This is a genomic window from Actinomycetota bacterium (assembly GCA_019347675.1).
Taxonomy (GTDB): domain Bacteria; phylum Actinomycetota; class Nitriliruptoria; order Nitriliruptorales; family JAHWKO01; genus JAHWKW01.
Genome location: JAHWKW010000004.1, coordinates 161,120 through 177,287, shown reverse-complemented (window position 1 = coordinate 177,287; position 16,168 = coordinate 161,120). Strand labels below are relative to the sequence as shown.

Sequence of the window (16,168 nt, the reverse complement as noted above, 5' to 3'; positions counted from 1 at the left end):
CCTGGGCCGACATCATCGCTCTCACCCTGCCCGCGATCTGTCTGGTCGTCGGCTGGGTCCTCGGCAGCCGGGCCGAGCGCGTTCGGTGGCGTCGCTGGGCACGTTGGAACTGATCAGCGACGCTCACAGTAACAGTGGTTCTGTACGGTCCTTCGGTCCGGCGTTCGCGCTCATAACTGACCGCGTGTCGCCAACCGGATCGAGGACAGGAACCACTCTGCGGAGTAGGTCTGTTCGATCCGACGCCGGAGTAGCTACGTGGCGGTCGGGCTGCAGCCGACCGTTACGCTGAGGTTGATGACCAGGATTCCGATCATCCGGCTGTACGGCGGTGCCATCGGCGTCGTCTCAGGTCTGTATGCAATCCTGACTCCAGGCGCGGGACTTCTCGACATGGCCGGCGCCGACTCTAGTGCCGCTCTCAGCGTCGGTGGTTGGGTGATGTTCGCTGTCGGTGTGGCTGCCTTGATCCACGGCATCCTGCTCTTCACACCCCTCGCCGCCGACATGGGCGGCATCAGCGGGCCGCTCATGCTGGTCTGGGCCACGATCATGGTCGGAAACCAGGCGCTGGTGGCGAAGGTCGCCGACTGGGGCATGGCCCGCTCGGGCATGGGTGGGGGGATGGACGGCGCCATGTCGAGCTCGATGGGATGGGATCCCGGCATGGTCGCCATCGGCATCCTCATGTTCATCAGCGGGCTGATCATGATCGGCCGTCGGTCGGGCGAGTCGGCCTGAGTCGCGACGGCGATCACCGAGGAACCCCTGCCTGACGCTCAGCCGCTCGCGGTGCGTACCGGATCGCGTCCGACGTAGCGAACGCCTTGGGCTCGAACCTCGCGGCGAACTAGCAAGTTGGTAAGCCGTGGTTGCGAGTGGGTTCGTGCCGGTGTCTGAGAGGATGCCGGTGGGGCTGCCTGGGCCGGCGTGACTCAAGCCGTGGTCGACCCAGTGTCTTTCGATAGAACCGTCCGTCGGTTCCTGGGCCGCCCTGCGGGCATGGCGAAGTCGAGGATGCGTGTCTTGATAGAAGCCCGACTGCGAGTCTCGGTCGCAGTCGGGACCGTGGTCTCGACTTCGCCGTGTTGCCCCACAGCGAGTGAGAGGCGAACACGTGAACACGATGCCACACGATGAGGTCCTGGTCACCCTGGGCGTGGACACCCACGCCGATGTCCATGTGGTGGTCGCGCTCGACCAGCTCGGTCGGTTCCTGGACGCGTTGGAGATCGCCACGACCCGGGCCGGCTATCGCCGGCTGCTGGCGTGGGCGGGCGAGCTGGGGATCGTCGACCAGGTCGGGATCGAGGGCACCGGCAGCTACGGCGCCCGGGCTGACCCGCTACCTGCGTGGGGAAGGGGTCGCGGTGGTCGAGGTCAACCGGCCGGATCGCCGTATCCGCCGCCACAGAGGCAAGTCCGATCTGGTCGAGGCCGAAGCGGCCGCCCGAGCGGTGCGGTCGGGCCGCGCGACCGTTGAGCCCAAGACCTACGACGGCAACGACGAGATGATCCGGGTGCTGCGTATCGCGCGCCGTTCGGCTCAAAAGACCGTGAACCAGACCGGTAACCAGCTGCTGGCGATGATCGGCTCAGCTGTCGTCAACGGCTGAAAATTGACCCCCTGGCGTCGGTTGAAAATTGACCCCCTGGTCGTCGGTGGTGGTCACGCTGCGTCGTCGGTGGGGACGCGACCGAGGTCGCGGTCCTTGAGCCGGTAGCTGTCGCCCTTGAGGGAGATGACCTCGGCGTGGTGGACGAGCCGGTCGATCATCGCGGCGGCGACGGTGGCGTCGCCGAACACCTCGCCCCAGCGTCCGAACGGCTTGTTGCTGGTCACGATGACCGAGGCGCGTTCGTAGCGGTTGGAGACCAGCTGGAAGAACAGGTTCGCGGCTTCGGACTCGAACGGGATGTAGCCGACCTCGTCGATGATCAACAGCGGCACCCGCCCCAGCCGGCGCAGCTCATCGCGCAGCCGTCCGGCGTCGTGGGCTTCGCGCAGCCGGGTGACCCACTCGACCGCGGTGGCGAACGCGACCCGGTGGCCGGCCTGGCACGCCCTGATCCCGACGGCCGTGGCGAGGTGAGTCTTGCCGGTGCCGGGCGGCCCGAGGAACACCACGTTGCTCTTCTCGGCGACGAAGTCGAGGGCGGCCAGGTGGTAGATGGTGTCGCGGTTGACCGACCGCTGGTGGGCGAAGTCGAAGTCCTCGATGGTCTTGACACTGGGGAAGCGGGCGGCGCGGATGCGGGCGTCACCGCCGTGGGTCTGGCGGGAGGCGACCTCGCGTTCCAGGCAGGCGGCGAGGAACTCCTCGTGGGTCCAGCCCTCGTCGCGGGCACGGTCGGCCAGCCGCTCGACGGAGGCGGCCAGCGCCGGTGCTTTCAACGCGCGGCACAGGAACGCCAGATCGGCCGTCACCCGCGGCGCCGCGGCGGTCGTGGTCTTCTTCGCCGCCATCAGGCCACCCCCAGCACACGGTCGTAGACGGCCAGGTCGCGCACCTCCACGTCGGTCTCCTGTGGCGGTCGTGGCAGCTGGCGGCGGGCGTCACGCAGCTGCTTCGCGGCCCGGACGTGTCCGGGGTCGCTGATGACGTGGTGGCGGGCCAGGCAGCGGCGGTGGCGGGCCACCTCGACCCCATCCCTGGTGGTGGCGACGACCCAGTCGCGGTTGGCGGTCACGTCGACCCAGGCGCCGATGGCGCGCGGGTGCACCGAGTAGTCGCAGGTGTCGAAGCGCACGTAGTGGTCGCGACCCGGCCGCAGCGAGCGGCGCCAGGCCGTGTCGGGCAGCACCGGCGGCAGACCCCGCATCGCCGCCCGGTCCTGAGCCAGCAGGTCGACCGGCCGGAGGCGGGTCGCCCGGTGGACCCGCCGGTTCGCACGCTCCTCCAACCACGAGGTCAGCTGGTCGTTGAAGTCGTCTACGTCGGTGAAGGTCCGCCCGGGCAGGAACGAGGTCTGGAGGTAGCCGTTGGCACGCTCGACCAGCCCCTTGGCCTCCGGGTCGCCCTTCTCGCAGATGTAGGCGCCCATCCCCAGCACGCCACGGAAGGCCTGGAAGGCGTCGGTGAGCTCGCTCACCGGGCCGCGACGCCGGCCGATCGCGCCCTCGCCGTCCCACACCGCCGTACGTGGCACCCCACCGATCCGCAGCAGGCACTCGAGGTGGCCACCGAGCACGTCGTGGGTCGCACGTGACGCGATCACGGTCGCGGCCATGAACCGCGAGTAGCCGGCCACCGCGACCATCACCCACACCCGCGCCGTCTGCCCGTGGCCCACCGGGACGTCGACATCGGGCTGCCACAGGTCGAACTGCACGATCTCGCCCGGCTGGTACGTCGTGCGACCGGACGGGTCGGGCGGCAAGAACGCCGGACGCAGCTCACGGACCCGCGCCTTGAACACCGTCATCCCACGCGACCAGCCGACCCGTTCGGCGATCACCGTCGCCGGCATCCGCGGATCGGCCTGCAACAGCCGCCGGATGTCGTCCTCGAACGCGTCCACCGCCGATCCGCGCGACGCCCGCTCGTAACGCGGTGGCCGGTCGTCGCGCACCGCGGCACGCACGGTGTTGCGTGCCACCCCCAGCTCACGCGCGATGCGCTTGATGCCCATGCCCTCGCTGAAGTGCAGCCGACGGATCTCCGCCCACTCCTCCACGTTGAGCAACCCCTCTCCTCCTGGCCGCTGAAGCCGCCAGGATCGCGGTCCAGTCACCTTCCGTGACGCAACCGCGACCAGGGGGGTCAACTTTCAACCGTCGATAGGGGGTCACAATTCAACCGCCGCCGACACCCAGACCCGGGCAGGCCAGCGGTCCGCCCACTTGGGCAGCCGTAGGACCTGCCGGGTGTTGGCGTTGATGCGGATCTGGTCGAGCCCCTCGTCGCGCTCTCCCAGTGCAACCGCGGTGTGCGACCTCTTGTGCGGGTCGATGGCCGATCATGACCGTCAGCATCTCTTATCTGTTGGTGGTGACGGTCACCGCCGGAGACATACCGCGTGCCAGCGAGCATGTTCCTGCCTCGAGTCACCCGAGGCGGATCTGGACGGGCGACAGCTCGCTACCAAGCCAGACCGCGCACGCGCGCCCAGCAGGCGCTCTAGAGTCAACCGCCGACACCTCGACGCTACGGACGATCCCTTCACCGACACGCCAGCACACATAAGGTGGCTACGCGATCCCTGACCTGAGCTGACCGAACTATTTCCCATCCATGACGACACGTGAATCTCCGCCACGTCCTTCTTGCTACGGTTCGAGAAGGATGGGAGGGAATCGCTTCGGACGCCAGCTAGAGAATCACGAACTCAGCGCAATGGAGCACCGGTTGGGCTCCGATCGGTGGAAGTGCGTTCAGCGTGCGGCGCGAAGCACGCAACGACTAGACGATCCCATGCTGGCCGCCGCGGCTGAGCACGTCGCGGAAGCAGGATTGCGCTCCATGCGTTTCCTTCCCGGGGCCTTCCTTGCGAACGCCATCGTCGGCGCCGTCGTTGTCGATGATCTAGCCGTGCTCGGAGTCGCGCTCCTCGGAATGGCTGTGATCGGTGCCCTAGCGACCGGCTACCTCGCAGTGCAGTACAACCGCGGCTGGAAGCACCACGCGGAGTACGCAGATCACGCCGCTCTTCGGGAGTTCCTCCGTGGGCCTTAATTCGCTATCGGCCTACCCGCGCGGTCCGATTCTGGGTTGGTGCTGACGATGGGATGAAAGCTGGTTGAGGACAGGCAGGTCCGAGATATTGCGCGACCCAGCCCCGGACGGCGCCGTTTCGCTGACCGGGTCGCAGGGGCCGATCCGCCTACGCTACACATGGGGACAGGTGTCGATGGCGACTGGTTACGCGCGCTTCTCAGCTCCGGAAGCCACTGTCGACCGCGCCCATCAGGGGATTCTTTGACGCTGGCGGGCGGACGACTGGGTCAAGCGGTCAGGAGCGGACCGCCCTGGCGAACTTTGACTTTCCGTACCAGTCAGTGCAGGCCGCATGACCTTGGCCGAGATCATCGCTCTTACCCTGCCCGCGATCTGTCTGGTCGTCGGCTGGGTTCTAGGCAGCCGGGCCGAGCGCGTTCGGTGGCGTCGCTGGGCACGTTGGAACTGATGAGCGACGCTCACGGTAACCGTGGGGCGCGCTCGCGGGAGCTGACGGGCAGCTCATGACACGTGGCATGTCGAAGCCTTCGGAACCGCGCGCGAGTCGGGTTTGGCGTGGCCCGGGGGTGGATCGCTCATTGGTGGCACCACATCGCGATAGGCAAGTCTGGCTGGGTGCGTGTGCCGTCTCACCGTTCGACACCAGTGCGTTGCGTTGTGGTTTGACCGCTACCGAGCGGTCGTTTGTCGCGTCACAATGGTCAGGTCGAGGGGAGGTTTCTGTGGTCGGTCGTCGGGTCGACGGCGATGGAGGGTGCGACCGTGTCGCGTGACGGCATCTTGATCGATCGCGATCGTGAGGTCGAACTGCTGACGGCAACGCTGGCGCGGCTCGGAACGGTGGGGGGTGGCGTCGTCCTGCTGTCGGGCGAGCCGGGTGTGGGGAAGACGGCGCTGGTGGAAACGGTGTTGGCCACGGCGACGGTTCGCGTCTTGCGTGGCGCCGGCTATCCCGGTCCCACGGCCCCGTACGAGCCCCTTGACGCCCTGCTTCGCGAGTCTGGAGTGTGGTCCCGGGATGCTGAAGTGGCCAAGTCGAGGCCAGTCTCCATCGGCTCTCTTGTGGAGGCGGTGGATACCCCTGCCCATGTGAGAACGGCCGTGCTCGCTGCCCTGCGGCGGGCCACAGGCGAGGAACCGACCGTGGTGTTCCTCGATGATCTCCACTGGGCGGATTCCGGGACTCTGGGGGTGCTGGAGCGGTGGACGCCAACACTCGTGAACACTCCGGTGTTGATGATCGGCGCTTACCGCAGCGATGGGCTGGCGCGCCGCCATCCGCTCCGCCGGTTGCGTACCCAGCTGCGCCGCGGGCGGGGGCTCATCGAGATCCGGTTGACGCCACTGGAGGAGGCCGGCACGGCGTTGGTCATCGCCAGACGGCTCGGGGAGGCGCCGTCGCCTGAGCTCGCCGCGCTGATCCACGAGCGCTCGCAGGGTGTGCCCTTCTACGTCGAAGCGCTGACCGACACGCTGGCCAGCCAACCGGGATGGACCCCCGGCGGCGTCGATCTGGACGCCGCAGCGGCGGTCATCCCGGAACGCATCCGCGACGCCGTTCTGTTCTGGCTCGACGCACTCAGCCCGGCTGCGGCTGAGCTGGCGGAGGTTGTGGCAGCCGCGGGGATGCCGCTGCCGGCCGAGCTCGCCACCGAAATCGCCAACGCGGCCACGCTTGAGGAGCTGTGCGACAGCGGCTTCCTCGTGGAGGTGACGGATCCCTCCGGGCGGGTCGAAGTGGTCTTCCGGCACGCGCTCGTGCCTGAGGCGTTGTGCGCGGCGACACCCTGGTCGCGGCGTCGCGGTCATCACCGCCGCTTGGGGGAGGTGCTGGAAGCCAGCGGCGGCGCACCTCAGGCGGTCGCGGCACAGTGGCTGGCGGCCGGCGACACCGAGCGGGCACGTCCGTGGCTCGTCGCGGCGGCCAAGGCCGCCTGCGGGCTGCATGCCTACCAGGACGCCGCAGCTGCCATCCGCACGGCGCTGGAGTCGTGGCGTGCCGGAGATGAGCCCGACGGGTACCTCGAGGCGCTGGATTTGTGGGCCGTCTGTGCCCAGCGGAGCGGCGAGCTCGACGATGCCGCCACCGCACTGCAAGCGATCGCCAAGAGGCAGCGTGCCTCTGGTGACGACGCTGCGGCTGGTGAGGCCGAACGGCGTCTTGCGGGGGTGCAAGAGCTGCGAGGTGACTTGCCGGGGGCGTTGGCCGCGCGCGGTGCTGCCATCGAGGCGTTCGAACGAGCGGGCAGGCTGCGTGACGCGGGCGCGGAGAGGCTGCTGTTGGCCGAGCATCTGGACGGTGCCGGGCATCTCTCTGAGGCTCTTCTGCTCGTGCGGACGGCAGCGGAACAGATCCCGCCGGATGACGTACCGCTGCGTGCGCGGGCGTTCGGACTGGAGGGTGTCGTGCGGGCCGGCCTCGGCGAGCTCGATCGTGGGGTCGCTCTGGCCCGCGATGGTCTGGACCTGGCGCTGGCTTCGGGATCGGACGAGGCTTCGGCCGAGGCCCAGTACCTGTGGGCCGTGTCACTCGAATACGCCTGTCGCTACCCGGAGACGCTGGACGCATACTCCGCCGCGTTCGAGTACTGCCGGTCGCGCGGGCTCGACGGAACCGCGCAGCTGTGCCTGGCCTGTCTGGCACCGTCGCTGCGGCGAACCGGTCGCTGGCAGCAGGCCATCGAGGTCTGCCGTGACGTCATCGCGACGTCTGGCGCCCCCGACCCGGCACGGGCAGTCGCGCACGGCGAGCTCGGGCTCATCCTTGCGGCCCGGGGTGAGGCGAACCCGGCACGTGGCCACCTCACCACCGCGTCCGCCTTCGCCGGGACGTTGGGCCTGTTCGGGGTGGAGATCGAGACGGTCTGGGGACTGGCCCGGTTGCACGAGGCCGACGGGAACGCGTCCGCCGCCGCGGAGCAGCTGAACCGGTTGGTGAGCCGCTGCGCCGAACGTGAGGAACGCCACTTCGCCGTCGCACCACTGCGGTGGGCTGCATCTTTCTTCGCGCAACAGGGCCTACGGGCGGAGCTGGCGGCGTGCACCGACGTGCTGGCGTGCATCGCGGGCGCCACCGGTGCCCCCGAGGCGCTCGCCGCCCTGGCGTCGGCGCTGGCCGAGACTGCGCTGCTGGACGGAGACGCTCGACGCGCCGCCGACGGTCACCAACGAGCCTTCGAGCTGCTCGCCCCGCTCGACCTGCCGCCTGAGGAGGCCGAGGTTGGCTTGCGCTGCGGCGTCACGTTGGCTGCGGCGGGCGCGCACGACCAGTCGGTCGAGCGGCTCGTCGGCTGCTACCACACCGCACGCAACCTGCGAGCGCGACCGCTGGCGCTGGCGGCCGCCCGCGAGCTGGCCGCTCTGGGCGAAGACGTCACGCGCAGGCTCGGGCGGCGAGCCGCGACGGACCTCCAAAACCACGGCCTGACGCGCCGCGAGTTAGAGGTGCTGCGGCTGATAGCCCGGGGACAGACCAACCGGGAGATCGGCCAGGAGTTGTACGTGAGTACCCGTACGGTGGACATGCACGTGCGCAACCTGCTCGCCAAGCTCGCCTGTCGAACGCGCACGGAAGCGGTCCGTCGGGCCGCCGAACTCGGGCTCGCCGCGGTGGCTCGACCACCGGTATCGCATCGCTGACAGCCGCGTCTGGGCCGACTGAACGGCGGGGCACGTCCGTGTGCTGCCGCGAATACGGCAGGCGCCCTTCGAGAACACGGTGATCCTGCCGCTGCTGCCCAGATGGTTTCTTCTTACCGTCGGTCGGGCCGTGCTCGTCCCCGCGACCAAGGAGGCATCGGATGGACAGCGAGACCATCAACAGGACGGTTGAAGCGTGGGAGACGGATCCCGAGAAGGCGCGCAGCACTCCTACCGTGACCGCACGCAGCGAGAACGGTCAGGCGATCATCGCGGCCGGACCGTTCACCTGGCGAGCTGACCTGCCGGAACCGCTGGGTGGCACAAACCAGGCCCCGAGCCCGACCGCACTGCTGCTGGGCGCTCTCGCCGGCTGCGCCGTCGTGTTCGTTCGCGACACCCTCGGGCCGCAGCTCGGCATCCCGATCGACAGCGTCTCGGCCACCGTCCGCTGTGACGCGGACGCTCGCGGGCTTCTCGGCCTCGATGGTGCCGTCCCGGATCTCCGAGGCCTCGACCTCCAAGTGGCCGTCGCCACACCCGCGGGCGAGGACGGGATCAGCGAAATCGCCCGCGTATGGCAGCAGCGGTGCCCGATCTACCTCGCGCTGAACAACCCCACCGAAGTGGCCGTGCGCTTCCACGCCGGAACCGACGCCTGACCCGCACATCGTGAGTTGCGAGCCGACCCACAGGAGGGATCCATGACCATCGCCCAGCCGCAACCGCCCGTCAACAGCATCCGAAAGGCGAGAGACAGCCAGTTACCCGCGGTCGCCGACACGCTCGCTGCCGCCTTCCAAGACGACCCTGTCATCTCTTGGGTGGTGCCCGACCCCATCCGACGGCGGCAGATCATGCCTGGCTTCTTCGAACTGATGGCTGCCGCAAGCCACGAACACGACGAGGTCTACACGACCGCGGACTGCGACGGTGCTGCACTGTGGGTGCCTCCCGACGCTCTCGATATGCCCGATGAAGACACAGAGGCCTTCGCCGCCGAGATCGTCCATGCCACCGCGGAGTTCAGCGAATCGATGCTCGAACTCTTCGAGGTCCTGAACGAACATCACCCGCATGAGGGCCACTACTACCTGCCGGTGGTGGGCACACGTCCCGAACACCAGGGAAGGGGTATCGGCTCGGCCCTGCTCCGGCCAGTTCTCGAGCGCTGCGACGCCGTCGGGTTGCCGGCGTACCTCGAAGCGACGTCGCCACGGAACATCCGTCTGTACGAACGCAACGGTTTCGAGGTGACCCGCGAACTCATCGTGCCGGACGGACCGACACTGTGGGCCATGCGGCGCGCACCCGCTGCCTGACGGTCCCCGAGCAGAGTGGGGGTGCCGATACCTGCTCAGAGCCGGCGCTACCGAACGCACGGGGCACCATGCGACCCCTGAGAGCTACACGACGGACGTCTGTCGGATACCAGCTGCACTCGGCTGTTCTTGTGTACGCACCTGGAAGCCGTGGCTTCGGGCGCGGCCGCGGCAGGGCAGATCCGCACAAAGCGGTCGACGGCGCTTAGGCGTCGACGCGACCGCCGAAGAAGACTTGTGCCTCGACGATCTGGCCGTTCCGTACGGTGAGCACCTCGGTGTTGCGAAAGACCTCGCCGGTCGTCAGCTCGTACTCGTACAGCACGAACACGTCGTCGCCGTCGGTCGGCGTCACGTGCAGGAGCTCATGCCGTCTCAGTCGGTTCATCGTCGGGAAGCATCGCTCGAAGTAGGCGGCGCGATCGATGTGGTCGTCCTGGGGACTGGTAAATACAAAGGGGTCACCGATGAGGCGTTCGGCGTGGTCCCTGTCTTGGCGGACGTAGCTTTCGAAGCAGGCCCGCACGATGTCGGCGTTGCTCACATCCGTCCTTCCTTCGGCACAAGCGTGGACCAAGCACGCGACTCGATCTCATCGCCCCAGGATTGCCGACGCGAGAGCCGTGGTTCTGGTCGTGCCCCTTGCCGACATCATCCGCGCAGCTGGCGCTCGCGGAATTCGCCTGGTCTGCATCGCTTCGTGATTGATCGTCAGCGACCGGTTCGCTCGAAGATCAGGTCGAAGTCCTTGCGCCAGGTAGCGCCGGCATCCTCGGAGGCGCCCGCAGCAGCGCACCCTTGCCCTCGCGATCGGCCGCGTCGTACTCGGCCAGCAGGGCGAGCTTCTTCTCCGCGGGGAACATCCGCCGGCGCCGACGCGCCGCCGGGTCGTGCTCGTTCTCGTGCCGGTCCACGAGGCAAGTGTCGCGCGTCGCCAGCACCGCTGGGGTCATCGTCATCGGTCAGGTGATCCTTCTCGCCCTGGGAGTGATGTGCACTACACCAGGTGTCTCAGCCTCAGCCTGACACATAGGGACGCCGCAGGTCACCGCCGGCTACGCGTCGCTGGTCACGCCCAGCAACCTCTCCGTGGCTGCATCGACCGTTCTCGTGGGCCTTCTCCGCGACAGTTGAGCAACACGGCGCGGTGGACGGTCGTTTCTGCCGTGATCGTAGGCGGGTACGTATCGGCGGTTACAAGTAGGCGCGCCCTGCTCTCAAGGTCGACCTGAGGACGAGACCGCGAACTCGTAGTCCATCACCGCGCTACCCATCCCCGACAGTCGGTGGGCCAACGCGTCGATCTCCCCGACCAGCACCGAAGATCCCCGATCGGGCCTCGATAAGGGTCATCAAAACGCGACCGCCGGTGGAGTTCGTTGTCACGTTCTTGGCCGGCGGTTACCTCGGACACCCGTTGACGACGGAATCCCGTGACGTCCAGCGCAGCGCGGTCGCTGCGCCTTATCGTCAACGGCTTAAAACTGATCCCTGTCGGCGGTCGAAAGTTGACCCCTGGGTCGCGGTTGGCGGTCACGCTGCGTCGTCGTTTGGGACTTGTCCGAGGTCTCGGTCCTTGAGGCGGTAGCTGTCGCCCTTCAGGGAGATGACCTCGGCGTGGTGGAGGAGCCGGTCGATCATCGCGGCGGCGACGGTGGCGTCGCCGAAAGACCTCTCCCCAGCGGCGGGGGCTGCGCCAGTCGGACCGGTTACGGTCGAGCCGGCCACACCCGATCCGAGTAGCGGAACTAGTGCATTTGAGACATAATGCAGCGCTCGCGATCGTCTCGCGAAGGCGGAATCCCCCGCGACGGGCTGATGAGGTCGGTGGGCGTCCCCGTAGCGGCTCAGACTCGACAGGAGGCGTTCCATGCAGGATCGCGCACGTATGCAACTTCGGCGCGCGCTGGTCGCAGTCGCGACAGCGCTGATGCTTCTGGTGGTGCCGCTCGGCACCATCGCCACCGCTCACCCCCACCAGCATGGTGCCCTCGACGGTCACCTCGCGGGCAGCGGGGCCTGGGGCAATATCGAACTGCTCAGCACGCTCGACCTCACGAACATCGACGACCTCATCGCCGATGTCGCCGTCTCGCCCGACGGCAACTGGGCCTACCTGGCGAACTGGGGCCGCCCCGATTGCGCCGCCAACTCCGAGGCGGGGGGCATCAACAACCCTGACGCCGGTGCGTACGTCGTCGACATCTCCGATCCGGCCAACCCAACGCAGGCCGGGTTCATCCCCCACCACCAGGACAGCCGTCCCGGCGAGGGGATGCAGGTCGTCGAGGTCACGACCAAGTTCTTCGACGGTCAGATGCTCGTGATGAACAGCGAGCAGTGCGGCAAGAACGGCAAGGGCGGCGTCGTCCTGTGGGACGTCAGCGACCCGCGCAAGCCGTTCCGGTTGTCGATGCACTTCGGCGACCGCGGGTTCGCGGACACCAACGACATCCACAGCGCGTTCGCCTGGGACGCCGGCGACCGGGCCTACGTCGTGATCGTCGACAACTTCGAGACCACCGACGTGGACATCCTCGACATCACCAACCCGTACCGACCGAGGCTAATCGCCGAGTACAACCTCAACCGGTACATCCCGGGTGGTGTGGACCAGCCCGAGATCGGGCTGAGCCAGTCGTCTCTGCACGACATGGTCGTCAAGCAGATCGACACGGCGTTCCTGCTGCTGCTGTCCTACTGGGACGGCGGCTACGTGGTGCTCGATGTCACCGACCCGGCCGCCGCCGTCTACCTCGGTGACACCGAGTTCAACAACCCGGATCCCGAGCTGCTCGAGTCGGCCGGCATCGCCCTGCCGCCCGAGGGCAACGCCCACCAGGCCGAGTTCACCGCGGACAACCGCTTCTTCATCGGCACGGACGAGGACTTCGCGCCGTACCGATCGATCTTCACCATCGAGACGGGGAGCTTCGCCGGGGAGTATCCCGCCGGCGAGTTCGGCTGGACCCCGCCGGTCCAGTCCCTGCCTGACGGCAAGCTCAACGGACCGACGATATACGGCGGGTACGGCTGCGACGAGTCGACCGCGATCCCGCCGGCCTCCGTCCTCGACCCCTACGTGGGCCCGGGAGAGGAGCGGATCGTCGTGCTCCAGCGCGGGCCCGTCGGCGACTCGAGTGCATCCTACGGGGCGTGCTTCTTCTCGACGAAAGTCGAGAATGCCCAGGACGCCGGGTACGACGGCGTGATTATCGCCAACCACCACAGCGGTGCGCAGGGGGGCGACGCGCCCGACGCGCAGATCTGCGGCGGGCAGGGTCACGACTTCGACGAGCGGATCCCCGCGGTGTGCATCGGCCACCGCGCCTTCCACCTGCTCTTCGCCAGCGAGGTGACCTACACCTATCCCGAGTCCGACCCGGCCATCGGCGACGTCGGCGAGCACGTGAAGTTCGAGCCTGTCTTCGACGGCTGGGGTTACGTTCACCTGTTCGACGCGAAGACGCTCGCCGAGCTCGACACCTACGCCGTCGCCGAAGCGCACGACCCAGCGTTCGCTTTCGGGTTCGGGGACCTCACGGTCCACGAGGTGGCCACGCACGTCGTAGACGCGGACGCGGCCTACCTGTCGTACTACTCGGCAGGGATCCGCGCGCTGGAGATCCGGTGCAGCGACCGGGCGGACACCAGCACCTGCGAGCTCGTTGAGACCGGCGGCTACCTCGACCTCGAGGGCAACGACTTCTGGGGCGTGGAGACGTTCGTCAAGAACGGGGAGACGCTGATCCTCGGCAGCGACCGCGACAGCGGGCTGTGGATCTTCCGGGATACGGCGCGCAGCAACTGACGACACGCGTCGGAGCGCGAGGGGCCCGGGCGACCGGGCCCCTCGTGGTTCCACCCGCCCGCCGCCGAGACCGTGTGGCGTGGAGAAGTCCACGGCGGCTGACCCTGGCGATCAGGCCAGGGCCAGCGCGTGCCGCCGAGTGGCGAGCGAGAAACAGCGTCCCCACGCCTCGTCACGTGGCGTCTGGGCTGCGAACCGCTTTGGCTTCGCACCACGTACCACCCACGATCCGCGAGATCGTCGACGAGCGCGCACAGCGGACGCCGGACTGAGTGACGTCATGGATCATGGCCGTGCGCCTCCTGTAGATCTGACATCCACAGGATTCACCGCCTCATGCCGGCCCTCTGACGCGACTGCCGCGTTGTTCATTGGTCGGCGGCGCGCGAACTGCCGCAGCCACGCGGGAGTCGTTGCGGCCAGCGGCGGAAGGAAGCCCCGGGGGCGACAGCAGTTCGATCGCCTACTTCCAGGAGCTCGCCTGTGAAGCGAGAGGACGAGGGGAGATCGACGCCCGCATCCGAGAGCTGCGCGAACGGCTGGCGAGATCGACGAGGCCTAGTCGCCCCCGTCAAGCCGGACGCCGACCCACCACTGAGAAAAGCGGCGCTAAGAGCGTCGGTGGCACCGTCGCCGCGTCGGTCCGGGCGAACGCTGCGTCCCAACGCGCAGCGTCGTCCTCGTCGATGATCCCGTCGGTCATCATGGCGTCGCGTGCGGCCCACGCCGGCGGACGCATGCCCGGCACGAACTGCACGATCGCGTACCAGCCGCGATGCTCGACGGAGGTCAGGCCCGCCGCGGTCGCAAGCTTGCCGAGCCGCAGCCCGATCCAGGGATCGTTGCCGCGCCGTCGGTGGAACTCGACGTACTTGTCGATGAGGTCGTCGAGGTCCGGATCGGCGTCGAGGATCCGGATCGCCGTGAGATCGACGTCGATGACGTAGACGGAACCGCCAGGTCGCACCAGCGACGCGAGGTGGTCGACGATCGCCTGCTCCTGCCCGCCGTTGTGGGCGAGGACGTGACGCATCACTGCGACATCCAGCGAGCCGGGCTCGAGACCGGTCGCCGTGGCCTGGCCCTGTCGCAGCTCGACGTTCCGGGCACCGGCGTTGGCGACGACCCGCTGTGCGACGGCCAGCGTGTCGGGCTCCCGCTCGACGCCGATCACACGCCCGTCCTCGCCGACCACGTCGGCCATGGCGACGGTGACCGCCGCCGGGCCGCATCCCACGTCCGCCACGACGGCGCCTGGCACGATCCCCGCGCGCGTCCACGCGTCACCCTCTTGGGCCCGGGCAACCTCGGCCATGTCCCGGTACCGGGTGAGCTCGACCTCGTCGAGGGCAAGGGTGTAGTCACCCACCGCTCCACCTCCGGCCCTTGGCTCTGTCGCGAGCGAGACGAGCCGCGGCGACCCTACAAGCTCTCTCGCACGGCACTCGGCAAACGAGCAGCTTGTAGCGCCCTGATGTTGGCTTCGTTTCTCGTACGGCACTCTGGCGCGACTGCCGCAGTCAGACGTGGTCAGCGGTGTGCGAAGTGCCGCGCTTCACGCCCCGTCTGACGGTCCGCTCGTCATGTTCCGCACCGCTGTCCGTAGCCTTCACCGGCTCGATGTAGAGCCGACCCCAGGCGATGCGCCCGGCGCGAACGCCGCAGACGATCACACCGGCCATGTCCAGGACGCTGTCGTCCTGGCGTGTGCCGGTCCAACGCCAGCCACACGGCTGCGAGACGCGATGAATGCTGCACGATGGACGACCAGAGCGTTCACGCCGTGGCCACCTCAGTTGAAGTAGCCGACTACTTACGTTCGTGTAAGCAACACCACCCGTGAACAGTAGGCTCTAGAGCACCGTCTCGGCCAGCAGATCGACCTGCTCAGGCTGCGAGACCGTCGGGTCGAGGATGAGCTCGTTCACCCCCGCTCGTGCGTAGGCGTCGATCGCACCGGTGATGGCCTCTGCGGAACGCAGTGCGCTGTCGGCGATCATCTCGGCCGTGTCACTGCCCATCGGCTCGTAGTAATCGAGCAGGTTGCGGCGCGACTCCTCGACGGTGTCGCCCAACGAGAAGTAGGCAAGGGCCACGATCCTGGCTTGCCCGTCTCGGCCCGCTTCGTTCCATGCCGACCGCACCTTCTCGGCCGTGGCGCCCACGGCGTCTGGCGGCATGCCACCGGCGGTCCACCCGATACCGAACTCGACCACTCGCTGGATGGTCGCGTCGGCTGTTCCCCCGATGAGCAGCGGCACGCCGGGCTGCTGCACCGGAGCAGGCCCAACCGGCCTCGTCCCTTCCGCTAGCGGCTCCCCGGCCCACGCGGTCTGGAGTTCGCGGAGCTGCTGGTCGAACCGCGGCCCGCGGTTGTCGAAGTCCCGGCCGGTGAGCTCGTAGTCGGTCGCGCGCCAGCCGATAGCCACGCCCAGCGTGAGCCGCCCGCCGGTGAGCTGATCGACGCTGGCTGCCTGTTTGGCCAGTTCGGCGGTGCTGCGCGCCGGGGCAATCAGGATGTTGGACAGCAACCGGATGCGTTCGGTCACCGCCCCCGCGGCCGCGAGGACGGTCAGCTCCTCGTATCCCGGATAGGACACGACTCCGATCGTGGCGAGGCTCGAGAAACCTGCCTCCTCGGCGCGACGGGCCCAGTCGAGCAACTGTGCGCCGGTAGCGCCCGGGACGGTGTTCGGGATACCGATTCCGATGTCCAC

14 protein-coding genes are annotated in these 16,168 nt (G+C 68.2%); 7 read left to right on the top strand and 7 right to left on the bottom strand.

Going from position 1 to position 16,168, the window contains the following annotated elements; translation table 11 throughout:
* Window positions 1–297 precede the first annotated feature (297 nt).
* A complete protein-coding gene (locus KY462_04175) occupies window positions 298–741 on the top strand; it encodes a hypothetical protein (GenBank protein MBW3576933.1) in 444 nt (147 codons plus the stop codon).
* 629 nt (window positions 742–1,370) lie between these two features.
* Window positions 1,371–1,616, top strand: a complete 246-nt coding sequence (locus KY462_04170) for a hypothetical protein (GenBank protein ID MBW3576932.1) — start codon at window positions 1,371–1,373, stop codon at window positions 1,614–1,616.
* Window positions 1,617–1,669: 53 nt separating this feature from the next.
* Here the strand turns inward: KY462_04170 and istB are convergent, their stop codons facing one another.
* The gene (gene istB, locus KY462_04165; protein MBW3576931.1) at window positions 1,670–2,467 is read right to left on the bottom strand and encodes an IS21-like element helper ATPase IstB; all 798 of its coding nucleotides are present in this window, start codon (window positions 2,465–2,467) and stop codon (window positions 1,670–1,672) included.
* Window positions 2,467–3,687: an IS21 family transposase gene (gene istA / locus KY462_04160; GenBank protein MBW3576930.1), complete on the bottom strand. Its 1,221-nt coding sequence runs from the start codon at window positions 3,685–3,687 to the stop codon at window positions 2,467–2,469. Before istA ends, istB begins: the two co-directional genes overlap by 1 nt.
* 728 nt (window positions 3,688–4,415) lie before the next feature.
* On the opposite strand from istA, the gene KY462_04155 reads away from it, so the two are divergent.
* From KY462_04155 to KY462_04140, 4 genes are all read left to right on the top strand, one after another.
* Window positions 4,416–4,676, top strand: a complete 261-nt coding sequence (locus tag KY462_04155; GenBank protein MBW3576929.1) for a hypothetical protein — start codon at window positions 4,416–4,418, stop codon at window positions 4,674–4,676.
* Window positions 4,677–5,441: 765 nt separating this feature from the next.
* A complete protein-coding gene (locus tag KY462_04150; GenBank protein ID MBW3576928.1) occupies window positions 5,442–8,318 on the top strand; it encodes a LuxR C-terminal-related transcriptional regulator in 2,877 nt (958 codons plus the stop codon).
* A 161-nt stretch (window positions 8,319–8,479) separates the two neighbouring features.
* The gene (locus tag KY462_04145; GenBank protein ID MBW3576927.1) at window positions 8,480–8,980 is read left to right on the top strand and encodes an OsmC family protein; all 501 of its coding nucleotides are present in this window, start codon (window positions 8,480–8,482) and stop codon (window positions 8,978–8,980) included.
* Window positions 8,981–9,022: 42 nt separating this feature from the next.
* The gene (locus tag KY462_04140; GenBank protein ID MBW3576926.1) at window positions 9,023–9,640 is read left to right on the top strand and encodes a GNAT family N-acetyltransferase; all 618 of its coding nucleotides are present in this window, start codon (window positions 9,023–9,025) and stop codon (window positions 9,638–9,640) included.
* 205 nt (window positions 9,641–9,845) lie between these two features.
* Here the strand turns inward: KY462_04140 and KY462_04135 are convergent, their stop codons facing one another.
* The 3 genes from KY462_04135 to KY462_04125 form a co-directional block, all read right to left on the bottom strand.
* Window positions 9,846–10,184, bottom strand: a complete 339-nt coding sequence (locus KY462_04135) for a nuclear transport factor 2 family protein (GenBank protein MBW3576925.1) — start codon at window positions 10,182–10,184, stop codon at window positions 9,846–9,848.
* A 190-nt stretch (window positions 10,185–10,374) separates the two neighbouring features.
* Window positions 10,375–10,599 (bottom strand): hypothetical protein, encoded by a 225-nt coding sequence (locus KY462_04130; GenBank protein MBW3576924.1) that lies wholly within the window; start codon window positions 10,597–10,599, stop codon window positions 10,375–10,377.
* Window positions 10,600–11,173: 574 nt separating this feature from the next.
* Complete coding sequence (locus KY462_04125; protein ID MBW3576923.1) at window positions 11,174–11,368, bottom strand: hypothetical protein; 195 nt, start codon at window positions 11,366–11,368, stop codon at window positions 11,174–11,176.
* A 142-nt stretch (window positions 11,369–11,510) separates the two neighbouring features.
* Here KY462_04125 and KY462_04120 point away from each other — a divergent pair, with 142 nt between their 5' ends.
* Window positions 11,511–13,451: a hypothetical protein gene (locus KY462_04120; protein ID MBW3576922.1), complete on the top strand. Its 1,941-nt coding sequence runs from the start codon at window positions 11,511–11,513 to the stop codon at window positions 13,449–13,451.
* 571 nt (window positions 13,452–14,022) lie between these two features.
* On the opposite strand, the gene KY462_04115 is transcribed toward KY462_04120, so the two are convergent.
* Both KY462_04115 and KY462_04110 read right to left on the bottom strand, forming a co-directional pair.
* Window positions 14,023–14,766 carry a methyltransferase domain-containing protein gene (locus KY462_04115; protein ID MBW3576921.1) on the bottom strand — a complete coding sequence of 248 codons (744 nt, stop codon included), beginning with the start codon at window positions 14,764–14,766 and terminating at the stop codon, window positions 14,023–14,025.
* Window positions 14,767–15,304: 538 nt separating this feature from the next.
* The gene (locus tag KY462_04110) at window positions 15,305–16,168 is read right to left on the bottom strand and encodes an LLM class flavin-dependent oxidoreductase (protein MBW3576920.1); all 864 of its coding nucleotides are present in this window, start codon (window positions 16,166–16,168) and stop codon (window positions 15,305–15,307) included.

Bases quoted from the DNA above. Each gene is read 5' to 3' on its own strand.
- KY462_04175 (MBW3576933.1), top strand. From the start codon at position 298: ATGACCAGGATTCCGATCATCCGGCTGTACGGCGGTGCCATCGGCGTC.
- KY462_04130 (MBW3576924.1), bottom strand. From the start codon at position 10,599: ATGACGATGACCCCAGCGGTGCTGGCGACGCGCGACACTTGCCTCGTG.
- KY462_04115 (MBW3576921.1), bottom strand. From the start codon at position 14,766: ATGGCCGAGGTTGCCCGGGCCCAAGAGGGTGACGCGTGGACGCGCGCG.
- KY462_04120 (MBW3576922.1), top strand. From the start codon at position 11,511: ATGCAGGATCGCGCACGTATGCAACTTCGGCGCGCGCTGGTCGCAGTC.
- KY462_04145 (MBW3576927.1), top strand. From the start codon at position 8,480: ATGGACAGCGAGACCATCAACAGGACGGTTGAAGCGTGGGAGACGGAT.
- KY462_04140 (MBW3576926.1), top strand. From the start codon at position 9,023: ATGACCATCGCCCAGCCGCAACCGCCCGTCAACAGCATCCGAAAGGCG.
- istB (MBW3576931.1), bottom strand. From the start codon at position 2,467: ATGGCGGCGAAGAAGACCACGACCGCCGCGGCGCCGCGGGTGACGGCC.
- KY462_04155 (MBW3576929.1), top strand. From the start codon at position 4,416: ATGCTGGCCGCCGCGGCTGAGCACGTCGCGGAAGCAGGATTGCGCTCC.